Origin of the sequence: Streptomyces ambofaciens ATCC 23877, from assembly GCF_001267885.1 — a bacterium.
In the GTDB taxonomy this organism is placed as follows: Bacteria; Actinomycetota; Actinomycetes; order Streptomycetales; family Streptomycetaceae; genus Streptomyces; species Streptomyces ambofaciens.
Map to the genome: position 1 here is coordinate 2126025 of NZ_CP012382.1, position 22609 is coordinate 2148633.

General features: G+C 73.1%; 22 protein-coding genes and 1 pseudogene. 10 read left to right on the plus strand and 13 right to left on the minus strand.

Annotation, left to right across the window (positions count from 1 at the left end; translation table 11 throughout):
* Positions 1–15 precede the first annotated feature (15 nt).
* Positions 16–444, minus strand: a complete 429-nt coding sequence (locus tag SAM23877_RS09590; RefSeq protein WP_053129002.1) for a VOC family protein — start codon at positions 442–444, stop codon at positions 16–18.
* Positions 445–564: 120 nt separating this feature from the next.
* Between SAM23877_RS09590 and SAM23877_RS09595 the strand changes: the two genes are divergently transcribed.
* Together SAM23877_RS09595 and SAM23877_RS09600 are read left to right on the plus strand one after the other, a co-directional pair.
* Positions 565–1473, plus strand: coding sequence for a pseudouridine-5'-phosphate glycosidase (locus SAM23877_RS09595; RefSeq protein WP_053129005.1), 909 nt, complete (start codon positions 565–567; stop codon positions 1471–1473).
* Positions 1470–2387, plus strand: coding sequence for a carbohydrate kinase family protein (locus SAM23877_RS09600; protein ID WP_079030670.1), 918 nt, complete (start codon positions 1470–1472; stop codon positions 2385–2387). The genes SAM23877_RS09595 and SAM23877_RS09600 overlap by 4 nt, the downstream gene beginning before the upstream one ends.
* A 186-nt stretch (positions 2388–2573) precedes the next feature.
* On the opposite strand, the gene SAM23877_RS09605 is transcribed toward SAM23877_RS09600, so the two are convergent.
* Positions 2574–3368, minus strand: a complete 795-nt coding sequence (locus SAM23877_RS09605) for a methyltransferase (protein ID WP_053129011.1) — start codon at positions 3366–3368, stop codon at positions 2574–2576.
* Positions 3369–3718: 350 nt separating this feature from the next.
* Between SAM23877_RS09605 and SAM23877_RS09610 the strand changes: the two genes are divergently transcribed.
* On the plus strand, positions 3719–4846 hold the full coding sequence (locus SAM23877_RS09610; RefSeq protein WP_053129014.1) for a magnesium and cobalt transport protein CorA: 1128 nt from the start codon (positions 3719–3721) through the stop codon (positions 4844–4846).
* 17 nt (positions 4847–4863) lie between these two features.
* Here SAM23877_RS09610 and SAM23877_RS09615 read toward each other — a convergent pair whose 3' ends face one another.
* Positions 4864–5307, minus strand: coding sequence for a PPOX class F420-dependent oxidoreductase (locus tag SAM23877_RS09615; RefSeq protein ID WP_053129016.1), 444 nt, complete (start codon positions 5305–5307; stop codon positions 4864–4866).
* Between the two features lie 69 nt (positions 5308–5376).
* On the minus strand, positions 5377–6009 hold the full coding sequence (locus SAM23877_RS09620; protein WP_053129019.1) for a nucleoside/nucleotide kinase family protein: 633 nt from the start codon (positions 6007–6009) through the stop codon (positions 5377–5379).
* Between the two features lie 163 nt (positions 6010–6172).
* Between SAM23877_RS09620 and SAM23877_RS09625 the strand changes: the two genes are divergently transcribed.
* Both SAM23877_RS09625 and SAM23877_RS09630 read left to right on the plus strand, forming a co-directional pair.
* The gene (locus SAM23877_RS09625; RefSeq protein WP_053129023.1) at positions 6173–6652 is read left to right on the plus strand and encodes an anthrone oxygenase family protein; all 480 of its coding nucleotides are present in this window, start codon (positions 6173–6175) and stop codon (positions 6650–6652) included.
* Positions 6653–7184: 532 nt separating this feature from the next.
* Positions 7185–8675: a glutamate synthase subunit beta gene (locus SAM23877_RS09630; RefSeq protein ID WP_053129026.1), complete on the plus strand. Its 1491-nt coding sequence runs from the start codon at positions 7185–7187 to the stop codon at positions 8673–8675.
* 159 nt (positions 8676–8834) lie between these two features.
* On the opposite strand, the gene SAM23877_RS09635 is transcribed toward SAM23877_RS09630, so the two are convergent.
* Together SAM23877_RS09635 and SAM23877_RS09640 are read right to left on the minus strand one after the other, a co-directional pair.
* The gene (locus SAM23877_RS09635) at positions 8835–9110 is read right to left on the minus strand and encodes a DUF397 domain-containing protein (RefSeq protein ID WP_053129029.1); all 276 of its coding nucleotides are present in this window, start codon (positions 9108–9110) and stop codon (positions 8835–8837) included.
* Complete coding sequence (locus SAM23877_RS09640) at positions 9111–9971, minus strand: helix-turn-helix domain-containing protein (protein WP_053129033.1); 861 nt, start codon at positions 9969–9971, stop codon at positions 9111–9113.
* Between the two features lie 215 nt (positions 9972–10186).
* On the opposite strand from SAM23877_RS09640, the gene SAM23877_RS09645 reads away from it, so the two are divergent.
* The 3 genes from SAM23877_RS09645 to SAM23877_RS09655 all read left to right on the plus strand — a co-directional run bounded on the left by SAM23877_RS09645 (position 10187) and on the right by SAM23877_RS09655 (position 13505).
* On the plus strand, positions 10187–10819 hold the full coding sequence (locus SAM23877_RS09645; protein WP_053129036.1) for an ATP-binding protein: 633 nt from the start codon (positions 10187–10189) through the stop codon (positions 10817–10819).
* Positions 10816–11256, plus strand: coding sequence for a hypothetical protein (locus tag SAM23877_RS09650; RefSeq protein WP_162492098.1), 441 nt, complete (start codon positions 10816–10818; stop codon positions 11254–11256). Before SAM23877_RS09645 ends, SAM23877_RS09650 begins: the two co-directional genes overlap by 4 nt.
* Before the next feature lie 383 nt (positions 11257–11639).
* Positions 11640–13505: an ABC transporter ATP-binding protein gene (locus SAM23877_RS09655; protein ID WP_079030671.1), complete on the plus strand. Its 1866-nt coding sequence runs from the start codon at positions 11640–11642 to the stop codon at positions 13503–13505.
* A gap of 47 nt (positions 13506–13552) precedes the next feature.
* On the opposite strand, the gene SAM23877_RS09660 is transcribed toward SAM23877_RS09655, so the two are convergent.
* The 5 genes from SAM23877_RS09660 to SAM23877_RS09680 form a co-directional block, all read right to left on the minus strand.
* A complete protein-coding gene (locus SAM23877_RS09660; protein WP_053129041.1) occupies positions 13553–13738 on the minus strand; it encodes a hypothetical protein in 186 nt (61 codons plus the stop codon).
* 155 nt (positions 13739–13893) lie between these two features.
* Complete coding sequence (locus SAM23877_RS09665; protein WP_053129043.1) at positions 13894–14583, minus strand: DUF899 domain-containing protein; 690 nt, start codon at positions 14581–14583, stop codon at positions 13894–13896.
* A 126-nt stretch (positions 14584–14709) separates the two neighbouring features.
* On the minus strand, positions 14710–16134 hold the full coding sequence (locus tag SAM23877_RS09670; RefSeq protein ID WP_053129046.1) for an amidohydrolase: 1425 nt from the start codon (positions 16132–16134) through the stop codon (positions 14710–14712).
* A 51-nt stretch (positions 16135–16185) separates the two neighbouring features.
* Positions 16186–18072 carry an FUSC family protein gene (locus SAM23877_RS09675; RefSeq protein WP_053129049.1) on the minus strand — a complete coding sequence of 629 codons (1887 nt, stop codon included), beginning with the start codon at positions 18070–18072 and terminating at the stop codon, positions 16186–16188.
* A 298-nt stretch (positions 18073–18370) separates the two neighbouring features.
* Positions 18371–19138 (minus strand): nucleotidyltransferase domain-containing protein, encoded by a 768-nt coding sequence (locus SAM23877_RS09680; protein ID WP_053129052.1) that lies wholly within the window; start codon positions 19136–19138, stop codon positions 18371–18373.
* 659 nt (positions 19139–19797) lie between these two features.
* Here SAM23877_RS09680 and SAM23877_RS09690 point away from each other — a divergent pair.
* Together SAM23877_RS09690 and SAM23877_RS09695 are read left to right on the plus strand one after the other, a co-directional pair.
* Positions 19798–20268 (plus strand): RidA family protein, encoded by a 471-nt coding sequence (locus SAM23877_RS09690; protein WP_053129058.1) that lies wholly within the window; start codon positions 19798–19800, stop codon positions 20266–20268.
* Positions 20265–20735, plus strand: a complete 471-nt coding sequence (locus tag SAM23877_RS09695) for a GNAT family N-acetyltransferase (RefSeq protein WP_053129061.1) — start codon at positions 20265–20267, stop codon at positions 20733–20735. Before SAM23877_RS09690 ends, SAM23877_RS09695 begins: the two co-directional genes overlap by 4 nt.
* 64 nt (positions 20736–20799) lie before the next feature.
* Here SAM23877_RS09695 and pip read toward each other — a convergent pair.
* A pseudogene (gene pip, locus SAM23877_RS09700) lies at positions 20800–21754 on the minus strand (prolyl aminopeptidase).
* A 69-nt stretch (positions 21755–21823) separates the two neighbouring features.
* The gene (locus SAM23877_RS09705; RefSeq protein ID WP_053129064.1) at positions 21824–22537 is read right to left on the minus strand and encodes a uracil-DNA glycosylase; all 714 of its coding nucleotides are present in this window, start codon (positions 22535–22537) and stop codon (positions 21824–21826) included.
* Positions 22538–22609: the final 72 nt, after the last annotated feature.

A 22609-nucleotide genomic window follows, 5' to 3' on the forward strand; every position in this document is an offset into this window, starting at 1 on the left:
CGGCCGCCCGGCGGGTCATTCGTAGTGCCGGGCCTCGACGATGTTGCCGTCCGGGTCACCGAAGTAGAAGCTGCGCCGGGCCAGGCCGCGCGCGCCGTAGGAGTCGTAGGAGAGTTCCGAGACCGGAACCGCCTGCTCTTCCAGGCGGGCGCGCAGTGCCTCGAAGTCGTGCGGTGACAGTGCCAGGCAGATGTGGTTGACGGGATGGCCCGCGCTGCTGTCGGCGCCCGGGACCATTCTCATGCGGTCCGCCAGTGAGTGCGGCGCGAGGTCGAGGATGGTCTCGTCGTTGAGGCGCACGGAGGGGAAGCTCACGGTCCCCGCCGTGTACTCGGTGATCCGCAGCGGTTGCGTGCCGAGGGTCTTCTCGTAGAAGTCGGCCGCGGCGATCGGGTCGCGCACCCAGAGGACGACATGGTCGAGACGTGTCGTGTGGTCCGTCATGGTTCCCCGGCTGGTCGTCCGACGTGGGGGCCGCAAGGGCTCGCCCGGGGTCCGTGCGGGGTTTGGTCCGGTCCCCGGCCCGCCAGAGATGAGGGGAACCGACGGACAGGAGGCGGACACGTGGTGCTGGTGGTGTCGGAAGAGGTACGGGCGGCGGTCGACGCGCGTCATCCCGTGGTGGCCCTGGAGTCCACGATCATCGCGCACGGGCTGCCGCGCCCGCGCAATCTGCGGGTGGCGCGGGAGCTGGAGGAGGCGGTTCGCCGGGAGGGTGCCGTACCGGCGACGATCGCCGTGCTGGACGGGCGGCCTCACGTGGGCCTGGACGAGGAGCAGCTGGAGCGGGTCGCGAGCGAGGACGGCATCCGCAAGCTCGGCCACCGTGACCTGCCCCTCGCCGTGGCGGCCGGCGCGAGCGGGGCGACCACCGTGTCGGCGACCGCCCTGCTGGCCGCTCTGGCGGGCATACGGGTCTTCGCGACCGGTGGACTCGGCGGCGTTCACCGGGAGTGGACGGTGACGCAGGACGAGTCGGCCGATCTGGGTCTGCTGGCCCGTACCCGGATCACGGTGGTCTGCGCGGGCGTGAAGTCCATTCTGGACGTACCGGCGACCCTGCAGCGGCTGGAGACACTGGGAGTGGCCGTGGCCGGTTACGGCACCGACCGCTTCCCCGGCTTCTACCTGTCCGACTCGGGGCATCCGGTGGACTGGACGCTGGACGGCCCGGAGCAGGTGGCGGCCGTCATGCGGGCACAGGACGCGCTCGGTGGGCCGCGGTCCGCGCTCGTGGTCGCCAACCCCGTCCCCGAGGAGGAGCAGCTCGACCCCGTGCTGCACGCGCGGGTACTGGCCGACGCGCTGCACGCGTGCGAGCAGGAGGGGATCACGGGCCAGGCGGTGACCCCCTTCCTGCTCGACCATCTGGTACGGCACACGGACGGCGCCTCGCTGCACGCCAACCTGGCGGCGGTCCGCGGAAACGTGCGCCTGGCGGCACGCATCGCGGCAGCGTGGGCGGGAGCGTGACCGCGGGGCACGGCGGCGCCCTGCTGGTGGTCGGCGACGTCGTCACGGACGTCGTCGCCCGGTACCGGGGGCCGCTGTCCGCCGGCACGGACACGGCCGCCTCGATCCACCGGCTGCCCGGCGGCGCGGGCGCCAACGTGGCGTGCTGGGCCGTGTACGGCGGCTGCGGGGACGTACGGCTGCTGGGGCGGGTGGGCGCCGACGCGGCGGCCTGGCACGAGCGGGAACTGGCGGCCCGTGGTGTGCGCCCCCTTCTCGTCGTCGACGCGGCGGCCCCGACGGGTACGGTGATCTGCCTGGTCGACACGGGCGCCGCGGCCGAGCGGACGTTCCTCACGGACAGCGGGGCGTCGTCGCGGATCGGGCCCGAGGACTGGTCGGACGCGCTGCTCGACGGCGTCGCCCGGCTGCACCTGTCCGGTTATCTCCTGTTCTCGGAGCCGAGCCGCGCTCTGGTGGAGGTCGCCCTGGCCGCGGCACGCGCACGACGGGTGCCGGTCAGCCTGGACCCGGCGTCGGCGGGATTCCTCTCCGGGCTGGGCGTCGACCGTTTCCTCGACCTGGTCGAGGGCCTGGACGTCCTGCTGCCCAGCCGTGACGAGGCGTGCCTGCTCACCGGGCTTTTGGATCCGGCGGACTCGGCGGCGAAGCTCAGCCGGCACGTGCCCTCGGTGATCGTCAAGCAGGGCGCGGAAGGGGCGTTGGTGGCCCGGTCCGGCGTCGTATGTGCGCGGGTCCCCGCCGCACCGGCGTCGCCGCGGGACAGTACCGGCGCCGGCGACGCGTTCACCGGCGCGTTCCTCGCGGCCCTGATCGCCGGTGCGGGGCCCGAGGACGCGGCTGTCGCGGGGTGCCGGGCGGGAGCCGAGGCGGTCGTACGGGTGGGCGCGAGACCTCCGCGGGCGGCGGGATGACGGCCGGCCGGTGCACGGGCCGGGAGGACGGGGTACGGGCTACGGCGGTGCGCCGTCGGCACGTCCCGATCCATGGGCTCGGTGGCGGTCGGCGGGGCCACGGTGCGTCCGGGGACCGACCGGTTCGCGGTGCTCCGCTCCACACGGCCGAGGACGGAGACCGCGGTGGACCCGGGCCGTGGCCGCCTACGCCTTGCGTCCCCACGCCGAGATCATCGGAGCCGTCGCGAGATCCATGGTGCCGGAGGCGACGTTCGCGAGGTGACGGTCGATGTCCTCGTGGGTGGCCACCCCGGCGCCGACCAGTTGGTCGCGGACCTGACGGATCGTCGCTGCTTCGAGGGCGGCGCACGCCGGCGAGGTGACCGGGAAGTGGGCATCGGCCTCCACACGGCACAGCCCCGCCTCCCGGAGCAGGCGTGGGAGCCGTCGGCCGTAGGAGAGATCGGCGCCGCGACGGGTCAGCAGGTGGCGGAAGCCGTGCCGGAGCCGGTTCGCCAACTGCTGTTCGGGGCCGTGCTCGTCGGGGCAGAGCAGGGGCTGCAGAGCGGGGTCGGCGTCCTCGACCAGGAGGCGGCCGCCCGGACGGAGGGCCTCGACCATGGACCGCAACGCGCGTTCCCGGTCCGGGACGTGCACGAGGACGAGCCGGGCGTGCACCAGGTCGAAGCCCTCCCCCGGCGGTTCCTCCGCGCCCACGTCGTGGACGCGTACCTCGACCGGCGGGCGGCCGGCCGGAGCGACCCGGGAGGTGTCGATGTCGGTCGCGAGGACCCGGCCGGTCGGTCCCACCTTCTTGGCCAGCCAGGACACCACCGAGGTGCCTCCGGCTCCGACCTCCCAGCAACGCCAGCCGGGTCCCACGCCGAGCGCCAGGAGGTGCCGGAACGTCGTCGGGTCGAAGAGGGTGGCGAAGGCGTCGAAGCGGTCCGCCGCCTCGGCCTGCCGGTTGTCGAGAAGGTATCCGTCGGCTCGCGTCATGCGGCGATCATCCCAGTTGTCCGGTCTGCCTGAAGCGGTCGACGCTCCGACGCGGCGTCCCTCCGAACCGGCCGCGGGCCGCGTCTGGTCCGGGGCGGGACGGGCCGGGTCCGGGGGCGGGGGCGGGCCGGGTCCGGGGGCGGGGCGGGCCAGGTCCGGGGGGCGGGGCGGGGCCCGGGATGACCGGGCCGTGGCAGGGCCTGGTCCGGCGCGAACGGCCTGTCCACAGCCGGGAACAAAGCGGAACGCTCCCCTTCCACAGGCGCGTCCGCCCCTCCCGCCGGCCTGGCAGACTGGCGCACCAAGGCGCGGGAAGCATGGCGCGAGGGGACCCACGCGAGGGGACATGGATGACGATGGCTGGGAATCTACGGAAGGTCACGGCCCTGGGGAGGGTCGGTGGTCTCCGCAAGGTGGCGCGGCTGGCCCGGCGCCGCCCCCGTGTGGACCTGAGCCATCCCGCCCGCTCCCCGCTGGGTTCCTCGGTGGTGAACTGCGTGACGTACCGGGACGGTGTCCGCACCCCCGAGGGCGGCGATCCGGTCGAGGCCGTGACGCGGATGCGCAAGCGAGGAGCCGGTTTCGTCTGGCTGGGGCTGCACGAGCCGACGGATCAGGAGTTCGCGGGCGTCGCCGAGCTCTTCGACCTGCATCCGCTGGCGGTCGAGGACGCGATCGAGGCTCACCAGCGCCCCAAGGTCGAGCGGTACGGGGAGACGCTGTTCGCCGTGTTCAAGACGGTCTGCTACGTGGAGCACGAGGAACTCACGGCCACGAGCGAGGTGGTGAGCACCGGCGAGATCATGGTCTTCGTCGGCCAGGACTTCGTGGTCACCGTGCGGCACGGGATGCACGGCTCCCTGGGACCCCTGCGGGAAGGGCTGGAGTCCGACCCCGCCCAGCTCGCCAAGGGACCGTCCACGGTGCTGCACGCGATCGCGGACCATGTGGTGGACGACTTCCTCAGCGTCATCGAGGCGTTCCAGGCGGACGTCGACCATGTCGAGACGGAGGTGTTCGCGGAGCACGGCGCGCGGGTCGATCCGGGCCGGATCTACCAGCTCAAGCGTGAACTCCTCGAACTGAGGCGGGCCGTGGTGCCGCTCGGCCGGCCGCTGGAGGAGCTGGCCGCACGACCGCTGCGAGTGGTCCAGCCGGAGATACAGGCCTACTTCCGAGACGTCGCCGATCACCTGCTCCGAGCCACCGAGCAGATCGCGGCCTTCGACGAACTGCTCAACTCCATCCTCCAGGCACACCTCGCCCGGGTGACGGTCGCGCAGAACGAGGACATGCGGAAGATCACCGCCTGGGCCGCGATCGTCGCGGTACCCACGATGGTCTGCGGCGTGTACGGCATGAACTTCGACCACATGCCGGAACTGCACTGGCGGTACGGCTACGGGCTGGTCATCGGCGTGATAGCCACCGCCTGTCTGGCGCTCCACCGGGGCTTCCGGCGCAGCGGCTGGCTCTGAGGGCGGTCCGGCCCCGCTCAGACCGAGAAACCCACGATCTTCCGCGGTACGACGCGGATGATCACGCGGGCCTCGTCCTCCTTCTCCGCGGGCGGATCGATGCCGAGGTACTTGTGGGAGAGCTCGTGCGGGAGTCTCTTCCCCTCGTCGGGGACGACCTCGGCGGTGCCACGGATCTCCACGGAGGTGTAGGGGTTGGCGAGGTCGTAGACGGAGAGGCTGATCCGGGGGTCCCGGCGGAGATTGCGCACCTTCTGGCGTCCGTCCACGGAGGAGAACAGCACGGTGTCCCCCTCGCGTTTGATCCACACCACGGAGTTCTGAGGAGCTCCGTCGGGACCGAGCGTGGCGACGGAGGCGAAGTTCCTGCCGTCCAGCAGGGCGCGGACCGGTTCGTCGAAGGAGAGCGTGGAGGTACGGGCAGCGGTGGCGTCGGCGGCAGCGCCGGAGGAGATCGTCATGGCGACAGCGTAGTTACATGCGCACGCATATAAAAGAGGGGTGGGGTGAATTCCTGTCGGGCGAGTGCCTCAGCCGCTCCACGCGGGATGGCGTGGATCGTCGGCGCGCACCAGGACGTCGGCGGTGCCGGAGGGATCGGCCTCCTCGTCGTAGCGTTCGAAGGCGGGCAGGGTCCAGTGCTCGGTCTCGGGGGTGCGGCGGCGCAGGGCGCCGGGACCGAGGACGAGGTGGACGCTCAGGTCGAGGGGGAACCAGTGACGCAGCAGGAAGGGCCCGTGCAGCAGCAGCGCCCCGCCGGGTGGCAGGGTGACGTAGGGGCTGCGGGTGGCGCGGTCGGTGGCCGGGTCCCACAGGTCGGGCAGGACGCGCCCGTCACCGCCGGGCCCGAGCGGGTCGAAGACCTCGCGCCAGAGGGCACCGGTGTCGTGCCAGCCGCTGTAGTAGGACTCGACGTCCTGACGTCCGTATTCCAGTCGCAGCGAGGCCGGGCGCAGGAAGCCCTGCGTCCCGACGACGAGGGCGGGGCGGCCGCGGACGCGCAGCGCCTCCAAGACCCGTTCGGCGAGGTCGCCGGGGCGGGCGGCCGGAGCGCCGTCGAAGGCGATACGCGGCCAGGCGGCCCCGTCGGCGGGCGTGAGGTCGAGCACGCGCTCGGCGAGCAGGTCGCCGAGCCTGTCCCAGGTGATCGCTTCCAGTCGCACCCGCCCATGATGCGTCAGCCGCCGGTCCGCCCGCCTGGACGCTCGCACATGCGCACGCGCCGATCAGCCATGGTCGACGATGCCCGGGCGGAGGTTGACTGGGGTGATCGACGGCCGGCGGTGCAGAGCGGGCGACGACTCGACGGGTGGGAGCTGACACGACATGATCGATGGACCGTACTTCGTGCTGACGGTACTGGGGGTGCTCGGGACCGGTATGACGGCCGGCGCCTTCTACGCGTTCTCGGCCTTCGTCATGCGAGGGCTCGCCGCGCTGCCGCCCGCGCAGGGAGTCGCCGCGATGAACGCGATCAACAGGGCGGCGGTGCGGCCGGCCTTCATGCTGCTGTTCCTCGGGACGGCGGTGCTGACCGCGGTGATCGCCGTGGTGACGTTCGTGCTGTGGCCGGACGGAGCCGCGGTGGAGCTGCTGCTGGGCAGCGCGTTGTATCTGTTCGGGTCGTTCGGCGTGACGGCGGCCGCCAACGTGCCGCGCAACACCGCGCTGCTCCGGCTGGAGCCGGGCACCGCGGAGGCGGCCGGCCAGTGGCCCACCTACGTGCGTGAGTGGACGGCGTGGAACCACGTCCGCACGGGCGCCTCGGCAGCGGCGGCGGTGGCGTACGTACTGGCCCTCACCTGAGCACGCGTCGGGCTCCACGAGGCCGGCGGCACCGGCACGAGCAGCGGGCTCGGTCGGCCCGGAGGGACGGGTGCACTCCCTCGCCGCGGACCTCGCCACCGCCACCGGCGCGGACCACCCGGTGCCGGGTGGAACACGGGGCGCGGGGACCCCACCGAGCGCAGGCCACCGGCGCGATCCGGACAGCCGCCCCACCCGGCACCGCCACCCGCACGACACGGACCACCACCCCACCCCACCCGCCACCCCACACGAGACGGACCACCTCCCCCGCCCAGCACCCGTCACCGGTGCGGGAGGGAACCCGCTCGACCAAGCCGTGTCGCGGCACGGCACGGCACGGCACGGCACGACAGGCGTCCCACCGGGCTTGATACCGATGCGAGGGGGGTGGCGTCCGCCCGGGGCGGTGCGCCGTGGTCGAGGGCTCGGGCGGCCTGCGCCCGGGGGCGGCGGGACGTATCGTGGGGCGGAAGAGTGCCGCTCGACGGCGCGCACGGCCAGCCACCCCGGTGAGCAAGGAACGACGGCCATGGCCGATCCCAAGGGTTTCATGACCACCCCCCGCGAGGAGTGGCCCCGCAGGCCGGCCGAGGAGCGGGTCCGGGACTGGGACGAGGTGTACGTCCCGGGCGCGCTGCTGCCGATCGTCGGCGCGCAGGCCGACCGTTGCATGGACTGCGGCGTTCCGTTCTGCCACGAGGCCTGCCCGCTCGGCAACCTGATCCCGGACTGGAACGACCTGGTCGCCCGGTCGGACTGGCGGGCGGCGAGCGAGCGACTGCACGCCACGAACAACTTCCCCGAGTTCACCGGCCGGTTGTGCCCCGCGCCGTGCGAATCGGGCTGCGCGCTCGCCATCAACCAGCCGGCCGTCACCATCAAGAACGTCGAGTGCGCGATCGCCGACAGGGCCTGGGCGGAGGGCTTCACGCCGCCGCGGCCACCGGACCGGTTGTCCGGGAGGACGGTGGCGGTGATCGGGTCGGGGCCCACCGGACTCGCGGCGGCGCAGCAACTGACCCGGGCCGGCCACACCGTCGCCGTCTACGAGCGGGACGACCGGATCGGCGGGCTGCTGCGGTACGGCATCCCCGAGTTCAAGATGGAGAAACGCCATCTGGAGCGGCGCATCGACCAGATGCGGACCGAGGGCACCAGGTTCCGTACGTCGACGACGGTCGGGCGGGACATGGCCGCCGACGAACTGCGGGCCCGCTACGACGCCGTGGTGATCGCCACCGGAGCGACCGCCTGGCGCGAACTGTCCGTGCCCGGCCGGGAGCTGGCCGGGATCCACCAGGCGATGGAGTACCTGCCGCTGGCCAATCGGGTGTGCGAGGGCGATCTGGAGCGCTCCCCGCTGTCCGCCGCCGGGAGGCACGTCGCCATCGTGGGCGGCGGTGACACGGGCGCGGACTGTCTGGGTACCGCGGTGCGGGAGGGTGCCGCGTCCGTGACGCAACTCGACATCTACACACGACCGGGTGCGGCGCGGGACGAGGAGGCCGAGCCCTGGCCGACGCATCCGAAGCTGTACCGGCTGTCGGCCGCGCACGAGGAGGCGCGTGACCTGCGGTCCGCACCGGCGGCGGACGCGGACGCCAGGCTGTTCGCGGCGTCCACCCTCCGCTTCACCGGCGACGCGGAGGGACGTGTGCGCTCGCTGCACCTGGTCGGAGTGGACGCCGGGCGCCGTCCGCTGCCCGGTACCGAGCGATCACTCCCCGCCGATCTCGTCCTCCTCGCCCTCGGCTTCTCGGGACCCGGGCGGGAGGACGGACTCGTGGACGGGCTGGGGCTGGCGGTGGAGCCCCGCGGGACGATCACCCGGAACCCGGACTTCGCGACGAACGTGCCGGGGGTCTTCGCCGCCGGGGACGCGGCTCGCGGGCAGTCGCTCGTCGTGTGGGCGATCGCGGAGGGACGGGCGGTGGCGGCGGCCGTCGACCGGCACCTGTCGGGCGGCACTACCCGGCTGCCGTCACCGGTCGGTCCGTACGACCGGCCGATGACGGCCTGAGCACGCCGGGCGGCCGGGTCCGTGGGCGGTTGTCCCTCGTTCCCAGTGGGCCGTTCCTTGTGGGCCGTCTTCCTGGGCCGTTCCTCCTGGGCGTCAGCGTCGGGTGGGTCGACTCGGTGCCAAGCAGTTTAAAAAACAAACATCAACAGAGTGCGCGTCTCAGGACAGCAGGAAGTCCGCCTCCCCCGCCTTCGCACCCTCGATGAAGGCCGTCATCTCGGCGGACGTGTAGATCAGCGCGGGACCGTCGGGGTCGGTGGACTGCCGGACCGCGACCCGGCCGTCGGCGAGTTTCATCGCTTCCAGGCAGTTGCCCCCGTTGCCGCCGCTCCAGGGCTTGTGCCAGCCCTCGCTGCCCAGTTCACGGGCGGGCATGCCGTTGTAGATCCGCTCGCCGCGGGTCCGTGGCGAGCACTGGGGCTCGATGCGCTTCATTCACAGCTCCTTGCGGAGATCCCGGAGGATCTCCTTCGTGCGATGTGCCGTGGCGGCCTGTGCCGCCATGCGGTCCATGACCTCGAGGTGGGTCGCCACCTCGGCGCGCGCGTCGAGGTAGACGGCGCCGGTCATGTACTCGCTGTAGACCATGTCCGGCAGCTCCGGCATGGCGAATCGGAACAGCACGAAGGGCCCGTAGGTGCCGGGGTGCGGCCCGTTGGAGAACGGGGCGACCTGCAGTGTCACGTTGGGCAGCTTCGTGGCCTCGAGCAGCCTGTCGATCTGGGCACGCATCACCTCCGGGCCGCCCACGGGGCGGCGCAGCGCGGTCTCGTCCATCACGACCCAGAGCCTGGGCGCGTCGTCGCGGGTGAGCAGTTCCTGGCGTTGCATGCGCAGGTCGACATGGCGCTCGATGTCGTCGGGCCGGGTCTGCCCGATGGCTCCGGAGCGGAGCACTCCGCGCGCGTAGTCCTCGGTCTGCAGCAGTCCGGGGACGAAGTGGGGCTCGTAGGAGCGGATCAGGGCGGCCGCACCCTCCAGGCTCACGTACATCGAGAACCAGCCCGGCAGGATGTCGTGGAAGCGCTGCCACCATCCGGGCTTGTTGGCGTCCTCGGCCAGCCGGACGAAGGCGTCGGCCTCCTCGTCGCCGACGCCGTAGGCCTTCAGCAGGAGCTGGAGGTACGGGATCTTGAGGGCGACCTCGGCCATCTCCATACGGCGGACCGTGGCCGGGGCGACCCGCAGGATGCGGGCGGCTTCCTCACGCTTGAGACCGGCGCGTTCCCGCAGGTCCAGCAGGCGTCGGCCGAGAACGACCTGGCCGACCGTCGGCGCTGACCGCGGCTCGCTCACCGCCCACCTCCCGAAGAGTCCCGAAGCATCCATGTGCGGACAGCCCGGCGGCGCCATTCGAAGACCTTTTCGAAAGTCTGGGCAGACCTTCGGTGATCTGAAGTGGCGCCGCTCGACGTGCTGTTGCGAGCAGTGTGCCACGGCCGTCCAGACCGTCACACAGCACTCTGCATTTTTCAGAGTGACACTTGCCAAGTGTTCACGGCGGGGCGATAGTGGCAAGCGTGATTCCGTCCGCGCCCTTAGGAACAGACGCCACCGCGGGCTCCCTGGGCCTCGGTGCCGCCGTGGGAGCCGGCCCCTCGGGAGCCGCCGCCCCGCGCCGGTTCCGCTTCGAGCTGGCCGCACATCCGGGCTCCCCCGCGCAGGCCAGACGCCTGACGCGCGCTCGGCTGAACGGCTGGTCGGTGTGCGAGGACACCTGCGACACCGCGGCCCTGGTGGTCTCCGAGCTGGTGACCAACGCGATCGTCCACACCGCGAGCAGACACATAGTGTGCGAGCTGCACGACGGCGCCGACCTGGTCCGCATAGCCGTGCGCGACGAAGGCTGCGCCCCTGGCCGGCCCCGCCCCTCGGCCGATCAGCAGCCGGAGGACGAGCACGGCAGGGGACTGCTCCTCGTCGACGCCCTGTGCGACGCCTGGGGCGCCCACGAGCACGGCCCCGGACTACTGGTCTGGGCCGAGCTGCCGCGGAAGGCCGACGGGCCGCGCGATCCGTCGGAGCCCCACAACGACCTGGGCTGGGGCGCCCGCCCGAAGCCCGGCCCCGCCGACGGCACGGGCGACGACGGCGAGGCGGAGGGACGCCGGCAAGAGGCGCGCCGCGGAACGGGGACCGCATGACCATGAGGGCTGCGTCCGGCATCCGACCCCTCGGTCTGGACACACTGGTCCGCCTCCAGCGCGGACTGCACGCCCCCGGGACACCCCGGCGGCTGCCCGTACCGGACGGCATGACGGCCCCGCTGGGCTGCGACGCGGTGGCGGTGCCCGCCCGCCTCGGCCCCCTGGTGCTCCCCCGGCTGCCACGCGTGGGCTGCGTCTACGCCGACGACGCGCACTGGTGGTGGATCGTCCCGTCCGACTCCGACTACGCCCTGGAATGGCCCGCGCCCGCCCGGTACGCCACCGGAGCGGTCGTCCCCGACGTCCCGAGCGTCCCCGGCCTCATCCACCGCGGGGACGGTACCGTCCCCTACACCCCGCCCATCCCGCTCTACCTCGCACTGTGCCGGCTGACGAACACGACGCCGACGTGGTCGCGCCCGGTGAGCGCGTAGGGAGCCGCGGCGCCCTCCCGCACCAGGCCATCCGCCCCGGCGCCACCGCGCCCTCCCTCGCCGCCCCTCATTCCCGCCCCACCGCGCCCACCCGCACCACCGCACCTCACCGGGCGGCGCCCCTCCCGCGCCACCGCGCCGCACCCCACCTCCGCGCCTCCCGGCTTCATCCCGCGCGCCCCTTTCCGGCGTCCTCCGGCCGCGCGTGCGCCCGCGCGCCCCGGCCTGCCCGGCTCGCGCCCTGCCCGTAGGCATCCCGCCCGGCGATAGTGGCCGTCCGTCCACAATCGGGGGAGGCCGACGTGCGCAGGAAGGGCGGCACGGAACCAGCCGGGGTGTCGGATTCGGAGCGGCTGCTCTTCGGCGGTCCGCTGCGCTACGACATGGGCTGGAGCCAGCACGCCGACGCCTTCCTGGAGCTGGGCTTCCGGGCGATGCTGACCCGGCTGCCGTCCCTGCTGGCGTCCAGTCTCAGGCTCGCCCGGCAGGCCGACCCGCGGGCGGCGCGGGCGGTGCTGTCGGCCGAGGTGGGCCGGGGGCTGGCGCAGGCGGTCAGTCTGCTCGCCGTCAACAGTGTGCTGGCCGGTCTGATGACCGCCGGGCCGATCGAGGAACGGCTGCGCCAGGCCGTTCCGGCACTGATCACCGTGGCCGCGGCGATGGTCGTCGCGGCGCTGCTGAGGGCGGCCTCGACGTACGCGACGGGGCGGCTGGAGCCCAAGGTGGAGCGGGTGGCCACCGAGCGTTACCTGGAGCGGGCGGCGGCCGTGGAGCTGTCCGCCATCGAGGATCACGCCTTCCACAAGCTCCTGGACACCGCCCAGTACGGCGCCGCCTCCGCGCGGCGCATGATCCCGTTGGGCACCCGCGTGGTGAACGCGATGATCTCGCTCATCGCGGCGGCCGGCGTACTGACCGTGCTGCACCCGGCGCTGCTGCCGCTCCTGGTGACGATGACCCTGCCGAGCGCCTGGAGCGCGCTGACCCTCGCCCGCCGCTGGTACGAGTCCTTCCACGCCTGGGTCCAGCACGAACGGGCGGGACGGCTCCTGGGCAGGCTGCTGATCGAACCCGCCGCGGCCCCCGAGATAAGGGTGCACGGAGTGGGTCCCTTCCTGCTGCGCCACTTCCGCGCGATGGCGGAGACCGCCGAGGCGGAGCAGGCCCGGCTGGCCCGGCTGGCGGCCCGTACGGGACTGATCGCGGCGGCGTGGACGGGACTGGCGACGGCCGCGACCTACGCGACGCTCGGTGGGCTGCTGCTGGGCGGTGCGATGGCCCTGTCGGTGGCGGGTACGGCCGTGATCGCCATCCGCACCGGCTCGCAGAGCCTCGGCACCCTGGTCGTGGAGGTCAACGCGCTCCACGAGGAGGCCCTGTTCGTCGGTGACCTGGAACGGCTGCACAGGGAGGCCGCCGCCCGGGCCATCCCGGCGGGCGGCGCCTCGCTGCCCGAGGACCCCAAGGAGATCCGCTTCGAGAACGTCACGTTCCGCTACCCGGGCGACGCGACCCGCCCGGCGCTCGACGACGTGACGCTGTCGCTGCCGCTGGGCCGGATCGTGGCCCTGGTCGGCGAGAACGGCTCGGGCAAGACGACGCTGGTCAAGCTGCTCGCCGGGCTGTACACGCCGGACCGGGGCAGGATCACCTGGGACGGCGTCGACGCGGCGACGGCCGACCGGCGCTCTCTCGCCGAGCGCATCGCCATGGTGGCGCAGGACTTCAAACGCTGGCCGTTCACCGCGCGGGTGAACGTCGCGGTGGGTCGTTCCTCGGTGCCGCTCGGTGAGGAACGCCTGACCGAGGCGATCACCGAGGCCGGGGCCCAGGAGGTGGTCGCGGACCTGCCACGCGGCCTGGACACCCTGCTGGCCCGGGACTTCAGCGGCGGACACGAGCTGTCCGGCGGCCAGTGGCAGCGCGTCGGGATCGCGCGCGCCGCGTACCGGCGGGGTCACATCCTCATCGTGGACGAACCGACGGCGGCCCTGGACGCCCGGGCGGAGCTGGAGGTGTTCGAGAAGATCCGCGCCCTGGCCGGCCGCGGACAGACGGTCGTCCTGATCACCCACCGCCTGGCGTCCGTGCGCCACGCGGACCTGGTGCACGTCCTCGACCAGGGGCGGCTCGTGGAGTCCGGGACACCGGACGAGCTGCTGGCCACCGGCGGGGTCTACGCGGAGTTGTACTCGCTGCAGGCCGAGCAGTTCACCAAGGCGCCGGTGCACGCCCCGGAGGCGAGCTGACGGGCACGGACACGTTGCGCCGGGCCGGGCGCCGTCACCGCCGCACCTCAGGCGGCCGCGTCACCGGCGGCGTGTCCGCCGCGGACGATGACCAGGAACATGTCCGTGGCGAGATCCATGACGACCTCGGCGGGCAGGCCCTCCAGACGTCGCGCGTTCGCGAACTCCTCAGCCGGCCAGGATCCACGCGGTCCGCCGGCGGGAAAGCGTTCGAGCACCGTTCGCCCGTTCACCCCGCACCTCCATGTAGCGCTGTACTCGTAGAGTTAAACGCCAACCATGGAGCCAAAGGCTCGTGCGGTGATGGTACTGAGACATAGTTGACACTCGTTCACCGCAAAGTGTGAGCGGCGCCTCAGCCGTTCGGCCGTTTTCGCCACTCTGTGTGTCATCCCTCGTACTCGTCGTGGTAGCGGACTGCCTCGCTTCCCACAGGGGCACCGAAGGCCGACGCGCGTCCCTCGGGTTTCTCCCAGTGCTCCCGCCGGCCGAGCGCGGTCAGGTCGAGGAGGCTGGTGGTCGAGCCGAGTCCGTCGAGGCCTCGCTCGTAGGTCGAGTAGGTGTGGAAGACCCGGTCGCGGTCCCGCAGGAAGCAGCTGAGTCCGGGTCGCTCGACGAGTTCACCCTCGTGTTCCCGGGTCACCTCGAAGTCGGTGTTGAAGTCGCTGACGTACGACGAGTACCAGGGCAGGGTCCAGCCCATCCGCGCCTTGAAGGGCAGGATCCTCGGGTACGGCGCCCGGGAGACGGCCGCGAACGACGTACCGCGGGCCCTCAGGTGCGCGAGGTGCCCTACCTGGTCCAGGAACGCCGAGCACCCGCGGCAGCCGGCGTCCCACTCCGGAGCGAACATGAAGTGGTGGACGACGAGCTGGTCGCGTCCCTCGAAGAGGTCGAGCAGCGTGGCCTTGCCGTCGCCGCCCTCGAACACGTACTCCTTGTCGACCTCCACCATCGGCAGTCCGCGCCGCTCGGCGTTGAGCGTGTCTCGCGCGCGCGTGGCCGCCTTCTCCTTGGCCAGTAAGGCCTCGCGCGCCGCGCGCCAGTCCGCGCGGGTGACGATCTCGGGCAGCGACATGGCTCCAGCTCCTCCAGTGCGACGGTCCGTCGAGGGGTGGTGACCGCCGGGACGAGCGGAACTCATCGCGGCTCGGTGGATTTCTTTTCCGAGCCGCCCCGCGGATGCGCGTCCAGGTGACGCGGATCAGGTGTCGTACTCCTGGATGCGCCGGCCGTGCCCCCGGTCGGTCAGGGCGGGCAGCCGCTCCCCCAGTTCCCGCACCACCGCGGGGACGTCGAGGGTGAGCAGTTCGCGCTCCCGCATGAGGACCCGTCCGTCGACGATCGTCGTGCGCACGTCGGCGGACCGCGCGCTGTGCACCAGGGTGGCGGCGAGATCGTGCACGGGCTGGGTGTGCGGGCCGGTGAGGTCGACGAGGACGAGGTCGGCCCGCATGCCGGGCGCGATCCGCCCGATGGTGTCACCCAGCCCCACCGCGCGGGCGCTCTGCACCGTGGCGTGGTGCAGGGCCTGACGGGCGGAGAGCCAGCGGGGGTCGCCCTCGCTCGACTTCTGGATCAGGGAGGTGAGGGCCATCGACTCCCACACGTCGAGCGAGTTGTTGGAGGCCGCTCCGTCGGTGGCGAGGCCGACGGGGACGCCGATGTCGCGCAGGGCGCGTACGGGGGTGGTGGTGGGCCAGGCGAACTTGAGGTAGCCGCGGGGCGCGGTCGCCACGGCCGTACGCCCACCCGCGCGCGCGAGGAGCGGCAGATCGGCCTCGACGATGCCGGTGCCGTGCGCGATGAGCACGTCGGTGTCGAGGATCCCGGTGCGTTCCAGGACCTCGATCGGCGTGGCACCGTTCCGGGCGAGGCTGGTGTCGGTCTGGTCGCGGTTCTCCGCGGCGTGCAGGTGCACGGGCAGACCGTGGTCGCGGGCGAGTCCGGCGGTGGCGGTGAGATCGGCTTCGGTCACGGTGTAGGGGGCGTGCGGTGCGAGGGCGGTCGTGATGCGGCCGCCGGCGGTGTCCCGGTGCCGCAGCGCGAACTCCAGTGACCGCTCCCGCCCTTCGGGCCCCTGCGAGGAGAAGTACGCCTGGCCCAGAAGTGCCCGCATTCCGCACTCGGCGACCACGGCGGCGACGGTGTCCATGGCGAAGTAGTGGTCCGCGAAAGAGGTGACGCCCGCGCGGATCATCTCGGCGCAGGCCAGCCGGGCTCCCAGCTCCACATCGCGTTCGGTCAGGTTGGACTCGACGGGCCAGACGACGTCGTTGAACCACTCCTCGGTGGGCAGGTCCTCCGCCAGCCCGCGCAGGGCCACCATCGGCGCGTGCGTGTGGCAGTTGATCAGCCCGGGGAGGGCGGCCTGGCCACGCGCGTCGATGCGGTCGGCGGCGGCGAGGTCCGCCACGGCGGCGGCCGTCGTGACGGAGTCGACGAGACCGTCCCGTACGACGACGGCCGCGTCCTCCTCGAAGCCGATCCGCTCGCGCTCGTCGTGCACGAGGACGGTGCAGCCCGTGATGACCAGGTCGGCGGGCTCTCGGGAGCCGGCGGGCTCCTCACCAGGGGCGGCGGGCTTCTCACGGAAGTCGGTGGGCTTCGCACGGTACGAAGGGGTCATCACGCCAACGTACGGCCCGGGCGGCGAGGTGGACGTCGTCCGGCGGGACGCTCACCCGGCCAGGCTCGGTGCGGGGTCACGCAGTGCCACGTGCCCGCGCCGCGCGGCGAGTTCGCTTCGCAGCCCGGCGAGCCGTTCGGTGTGCCGGGGCGTGAGCCGGCCGGTGTCGTCGAGGTGCACGGCACACGCGGTGGTGGTGTCGACGAGCCGTTCGAGGACCGCGGCGACCTCGTCCGCGCCCTCGGAGTGCCGGGCGAGGGCAGGCAGCTCGGCGGCGGCCAGCGCGATCGCGGCGCGGGCTTCGGCCAGCGTGCGGTAGGCCTCGCGGCGCAGCGTCCACCGGGTGGCACGGTCGTCGGACTCACTCAGGACGTGGGCGAGATAGGCGTGCGCGGCGGCGTCGGCGGCCTCGGTGCGGGTACGGACCCTGCCGCCCCGCTGCCCCGGCATCGGCAGGTGTCCGACGACCAGCACGATGGCGCAGGCCAGCAGCGTCTCCCCGATACGGCTGACGGAGGCCTGGGGCTCACCGGCCACCATGATCAGGGCCAGGACGAGGACGGTGACCACGGCCGTCTGCGCGGCGAAGTGCCGTGCGGCGACCGGCACCAGGGCCCCGCAGACGGCGACGAGGACCACGAGTCCTTCCGGGCGGGGCAGCACGGCGGCGACCCCGGCGAAGAGAAGCGCCCCGAGGACCGTCCCGGCCGCCCGGCACAGCACCCGGGACGCCAGCGGTCCGAGGTCGGGCTTCACGAGGAAGACGGCGGTGGCGGGAAGCCAGTACCAGTGCTGGTGCGCACCGTGCCAGGGCCCGTGGTGCAGGGCCTGGGCGACGGCGGCACTGGCCCCGAAGCAGAGGCCGGCGCGCAGCCCGTACTCCCGTCCGCCGGCGCCGAGGACGGTGCGGACCAGGGAGACGAACGACCTCCTGCGGGTGTGCAGGTCCCGGCCCCCGCCCCGGTCGAAGGCCTCGGCGGCGTGCAGGAGGGCGTCGTCCAGGGCACGCAGAGCGGGCTCGGTGCGGCTGGGTGCGGGCAGCGGACCGGCCGGGGTGTTGCCGCGGACGGCGGCGGCGAGCCGCCGTGGGCCCTCGCCGGCCCGTGCCGGCAGGGGCCGTTCCGCCCAGGCGAGCGCGGTCGCCGCCTCGCCCAGCGGCAACGCGGCGGCGTACTGGGCGTGCAGCCGCCGTTCGGCCGCTGAGGAGGCTTGGCGTCGCAGCCGGGGCCCGGTGAGCGCGTCCTGCGCCTGGTCGAGGGCTGCGGTGAGCGCGGCCCTGCGGGCGACGGCGTGCTCGGTACCCGCGGCGTCCAGGAGCGCGGCGACGGCGTCGTAGATCGCGGCGACGGCGGCCCGCTCCCCGTCGAAGCGGAAGGCGAGGCGTGAGTCCCCGGCGAGGGAGCCGGGCGTGGGCAGCACCAGCCGCAGCACGAGCAGCCATCCGGCACCGGCGAGGAAGGCCGGCGCGCTCTGCCACGCGGGGCCGGGCAGCGGCATGCCGGCCCCTACGGCGGTGGTGACCAGCAACTGCGTCCCGGCGCCGGAAGCCACGGTTCCGAGGGCGCTGAAGCCGCCTGCGACCAGTCCGAGGCCGGTCAGCACCAGCGTCAGCGGGACGCCGTCGAGACGCTCACCGGAGTACGTCCCCACGAGCAGCCCGACCGCTCCCGCGAGCGCGGGGACGCCGATCCGCCGCACGGAGGTACGACGGCTGCCCGGCCGGTCGTTGATGCCGGCGAGCATGGCGGCGATGGCGGCGACGACGCCCAGGGGCGCCCGGCCGGCGAGCATCGCGGCCAGCAGCAGCGGCCCGCCGGCCAGCGCGCCGCGGATCACCGCGCTCCAGGGCACGGGGCCGCGTTGGGCGCTCAGGGCGTGGGCGAGCCACGGCGGAAGCGTGGGGGCGACGGGGCGGGCGCGGCGGAGGGTGCGGAACACGGGGTGCGGGGCTCCTGTGTCGTCCGGTCGAGGGCGGGGGGTGAGCCTTCGGGCGACGGTGGCCGGGCTGTGCGGTGCACGATCAAGCGTACGGTCGGTTCTTGAGGCACCGGAAACGGGCGGGTTTCCGCGGTGTGAAGTCGTTCGGGGCGGGGCGGGGCGGAGTCGGGTCGTCGGGGCTGATGCCGGGTTTCCGGCCCCCTTGGGGTCGGCACCTTCCGCGTGCGCGGTCGTCGTCTTCCGCTTGCGCGATCTTCGTCTTCCGCTTGCGCGATCGTCACCTGCCGTGCCCGGTTCGTCAGCCGGCGTCCACCGCCTCGCTCAGGGTCCGCTCGGCCTCGGTCACCGATCGTGACAGGGACCGCGGGTCCGGCAGCAGTGTCGCCAGTAGCCCGTTCATCGTGCCCAGCCCGGCCCGCTCGATGAGCCCTTTCTCGTTCGTGATCCACTCCCCCCGTGCCGCCATCACCGCATGCGCCGTCTGTGTCGTGGCGAGGGCGATCGCGCCGGCGACCTGGGTGAGGGCGCCCCTGGGGGCGTGGCCCGCCTTGGCGTAGGCGAGGGTGGCCGTGGCCGCGCCGTACCAGCGCTCCGGGGCCGTGGCGCGGAGGGCCTCCGGGTAGGAGGGGCAGGGCAGTTCGCCGCGCAGCACCTTGTTGATCGCCAGCTCGGCGACGACCAGGTACGTGGGGATGCCCGCCAGGTGGAACGTCAGCGGCTCGATGTCGAAGCGCCCCGCCTGCGCCTCCGCCACCTGGTGCTCGACCACGTCGAGGTCGCGGTAGTGCAGGTCCACCCGGCGTTCGTCGACGGTCAGCCACGCTCCCCCGTTGAAGACGCCACCGCCCCAGGCACCGACCTCGGAGACCTCACCGGGCCAGCCGAGGGCACGGACGTCGTCCGGGTCGAAGGGACCGCGGTAGTAGACCGCCAGGTCCCAGTCGCTGTCGGGGCCGTGCGTGCCCTGGGCCCTGGAGCCGCCGAGGGTGACGGCCCGGACGGTGGGCAGGGTGGCCAGCCGGTCGGCGGTGGTGTCGAGGAACACCTGGTCCGGGAGGGAGGGCACTGCTGGGGCCTCCTGACGGGAGGGTGCGGTCGCGTGGACGCCGAAGCGTACGCGCGGTCGGCGCGCGGTACGAGTCGATTGTCAGTGGCAGGCGTTATCAATGAAGTCGTCACTGAGCGTAGCGACGGGGGAGGTGGTGTCGTGAGGGCATCGCGACAGCGGGACAAAGGGAACCCGGGCGGGCACGGAGGGCGGGACGAAGGGAGCCCCGGGCCGGCACGGAAGGAGCGCGCGGTACGGGCGCGGGAGCCCGGTGGGGCCGAGCCCGGGCCGAGGCACGGCCACGTGTCGGCGGCCGGGTTGCGGGCCAGGGGCTGGACTGCGGAGATGGTGCGCCGGCTGCTCGGGGAGCCCGATCTGCTGCGCACCCACCCGTACCTCCGCTCGGCGCCGCCGACGCGTCTGTACGCCGTGGACCGGGTGGAGGCTGTGGAGCGCGGCGCCGCCTTCCGGGCCGCGGCGGCGGCTGCGGCGCGCCGGTCCACCGCACGGCGGGGCACGGTCCGGCTCCGGAAGCGGGAGTTGCGGGCACGGATCAGCGCACGGCGGGGCGGTGAGCGGCGGTGGGGCGAAGAGCGGCGGTGGGGAAATTCGGATGCGCAGGAGGTCCGGAGAACGGACGATCGGGAGGTCGATCGCCCACCGCCCCAGGAGCCCACGTGATCCAGCGCGTCACCGTGCCCGGCCTGTTCCCGCCGCCCACCTACGCTCATGCCTCGGTCGTCGAGGCCGGGACGAGGCTCGCCTTCCTGGCCGGGTCCGTTCCGCTCGACGCGGAGGGCCGGCTGGTCGGCGAGGGCGACCCGGTCCGTCAGGCCGAGCAGGTGATCGCGAACCTCACCGAGCAGTTGCGCGCCGTCGGGAGCTCGTTGGATCACGTCCTGTCGACCGAGGTGTACGTCGTGAGCGCCGAATCCGGCACGCTGTCCGCCGTCTGGGACGTCGTCGAGGCGTCCGGGCTCAGTACGGGCCCTCATTCCTCGACCCTGCTCGGGGTGAGCTGCCTCGGGTACCCGGGGCAGCTGGTGGAGATCACGGCGACGGCGGCCGTGTCGGACGACGCGCCCGCCGGCGTGTCGACCACCGCCGTGTCGACCACCCCGGACGTGTCGGGTCGGGAGCGTCCGTGAGCGGGGCAGAGGACGGACAACCGGTCGTCCTGAGGCGGGCGACGGCCGCCGATGCTCGGGACGCGGCCGACGTCTGGTTGCGTTCCTTCGCCGCCGCACTGCCCACGGTCGTCAGGCCTCGGACCGACGACGAGGTGCGGGAGTACTTCCATCACGTGGTGGTGCCCCTGCGTGAGGCCTGGGTGGCGGAGGCGGCACGCGGAGAGGTCGTCGGCGTGATGGTGCTGGAGGGCGAGGAGTTGTCGCAGTTGTACCTCGCCCCGGAGTGGCGCGGGCGCGGGATCGGAGACCGGTTCGTCGCCCTGGCCAAGGAGCACGGGCCGGGGAGGCTCTCCCTATGGACCTTCCAGGTCAACGCGCCCGCCCACCGCTTCTACGAGCGGCACGGTTTCACCGCCGTGGAGTGGACGGACGGCGCGGGCAACGAGGAGCGGGAGCCGGACGTGCGGTACGTGTGGCGGCCTTAGACGACGGCTCCTCGGCCATGCGCCATGCGTCCCTCGTCATGCGTCATGCGTCATGCGTCATGCGTCATGCGTCAGTGCGCGCGTACCGGTCCGTCGCCGCCACCAGCGCCCGGTCACCGATCACTCCGGCATCGTGTCCGGCCTCGTCCACGACCACCAGCTCACTGTCCGGCCAGGCGTGGTGGAGCCGCCAGACGATGCCGAGGAGGTTGCCGAAGTCGAGGCTGCCCTGCACGAGGGTGCCGGGGATGCCCTTCAGCAGGTGGGCGTCCCGGAGGACCACGCCCTCGCCGTTGCCGTCGCCGAGGAAGTGGTCGTTGCCCCAGTAGTGGGTGACGGTGCGTGCGAAGCCCAGGCGGAACTCCGGGTCCTCGAACCGGGCGACCGAGCGCGGCGGCGCGGGGATCGTCGCCGTCTCCCAGTCGGTCCAGGCGCGCGCGGCCCGCTCCCGGACCGCGGCGTCCGGCGACTCCAGCAGCCGGTTGTACGCGGCGGCGGGATCGCCGGCACGTTCGCCCGCGGGCAGCTCGGCCAGAAACCGTTCGTGAGCCTCGGGGAAGATTTTTCCCAACCCGCGGGTCAGCAGGGCGACTTCGGCCCCGGAGCCGGTGGCGACTCCGGTCAGCACCAGCTCGGACACCACTCCCGGATGTGTCTGCGCGTACCGCAGTCCCAGGACCGATCCCCACGAGACACCCCACACGAGCCACCGCTCGATACCGAGGTGGGCGCGCAGCCGCTCGAGGTCCGCCATGACATGCGCGGTCGTGTTGACGCTCATGTCGGTGCGGTGGTCGCTCGCCGGCGGGACCGAGCGTCCGGCGCCGCGCTGGTCGAGCAGGACGATCCGGTACGCGGCGGGGTCGAAGTAACGCCTGAGGTTCGGAACCCGGCCCTCCGTGGAGTACCAGCGCGGGCTTGCCCTGTGGGTTCCCGCTGGTCTCCCAGTGGACGCGGTTGCCGTCACCGACGTCGAGCATGCCGTGGTCGTACGGTTCGATCTCCGGATACAGGCCCATCGGTGCACCGTAGCGTCGCCGCGTGTGGCCGCTCACTCCGCTTGGCCCGTGTGATCCGCACGCCGAGCCTCACGCGGTGGGCAGCCCGGCCGTGTCGGCCGCCGTACGGAGCACGTCACGGAGCATCTCGGGGGTGAGACGGCCGGTGAACGTGTTGCGCTGGCTGACATGGAAGCAGCCGAAGAGGTCCAGGCCGGGGCCGTCGGGAGCGTCCAGCCTGACGTGTCGGCCGTGTCCGAAGGCGGGGCGGGGGCGTGGCACGATCCAGCCCGCCTCGGCGAATGCCGGGAGTGCGGCCTGCCAGCCGAAGGCGCCGAGCACGACCACCGTCCGCAGTGTGGGCCTCAGCAGCCCCAGTTCCTGGATGAGCCAGGGACGGCAGGTGTCGCGCTCGGCGGGGGTGGGCTTGTTCTCGGGCGGGGCGCAGTGCACCGGCGAGGTGACGCGCACGCCGAGCAGTTCCAGGCCGTCGTCCGCGGAGACGGCGGTGGGCTGCGAGGCGAGCCCCACGTCGTACAACGCCTGGTACAGCACGTCCCCGGAGCGGTCCCCGGTGAACATCCGGCCGGTGCGATTGCCTCCGTGGGCCGCGGGGGCGAGCCCGACGATCAGCAGACGCGCGTCCGGCGGACCGAAGCCCGGCACGGGTCGTCCCCAGTAGGTCCAGTCGGCGAAGGCGGCCCGTTTGGTGCGGGCCACCTCCTCCCGCCAGTCGACGAGCCGCGGACAGGCCCGGCACTCCTCGATGCGCCGGTCGAGTACGGAGAGGCCGCTGGTGTTCATGCCTCCACCGTAGAACGCCATGCGGCCGCTGCCGGAAGGCGGCAGTGGGCGAGGCGCCGGGCACTGCGTCCG

Excerpts from the sequence above, each read along its gene's own strand:
- SAM23877_RS09590 (WP_053129002.1), bottom strand. The coding sequence starts at position 444 with ATGACGGACCACACGACACGTCTCGACCATGTCGTCCTCTGGGTGCGC.
- SAM23877_RS09605 (WP_053129011.1), bottom strand. The coding sequence starts at position 3,368 with ATGACGCGAGCCGACGGATACCTTCTCGACAACCGGCAGGCCGAGGCG.
- SAM23877_RS09610 (WP_053129014.1), top strand. The coding sequence starts at position 3,719 with ATGACGATGGCTGGGAATCTACGGAAGGTCACGGCCCTGGGGAGGGTC.
- SAM23877_RS09615 (WP_053129016.1), bottom strand. The coding sequence starts at position 5,307 with ATGACGATCTCCTCCGGCGCTGCCGCCGACGCCACCGCTGCCCGTACC.
- SAM23877_RS09625 (WP_053129023.1), top strand. The coding sequence starts at position 6,173 with ATGATCGATGGACCGTACTTCGTGCTGACGGTACTGGGGGTGCTCGGG.
- SAM23877_RS09630 (WP_053129026.1), top strand. The coding sequence starts at position 7,185 with ATGGCCGATCCCAAGGGTTTCATGACCACCCCCCGCGAGGAGTGGCCC.
- SAM23877_RS09635 (WP_053129029.1), bottom strand. The coding sequence starts at position 9,110 with ATGAAGCGCATCGAGCCCCAGTGCTCGCCACGGACCCGCGGCGAGCGG.
- SAM23877_RS09650 (WP_162492098.1), top strand. The coding sequence starts at position 10,816 with ATGACCATGAGGGCTGCGTCCGGCATCCGACCCCTCGGTCTGGACACA.
- SAM23877_RS09655 (WP_079030671.1), top strand. The coding sequence starts at position 11,640 with ATGGGCTGGAGCCAGCACGCCGACGCCTTCCTGGAGCTGGGCTTCCGG.
- SAM23877_RS09665 (WP_053129043.1), bottom strand. The coding sequence starts at position 14,583 with ATGTCGCTGCCCGAGATCGTCACCCGCGCGGACTGGCGCGCGGCGCGC.
- SAM23877_RS09670 (WP_053129046.1), bottom strand. The coding sequence starts at position 16,134 with ATGACCCCTTCGTACCGTGCGAAGCCCACCGACTTCCGTGAGAAGCCC.
- SAM23877_RS09705 (WP_053129064.1), bottom strand. The coding sequence starts at position 22,537 with ATGAACACCAGCGGCCTCTCCGTACTCGACCGGCGCATCGAGGAGTGC.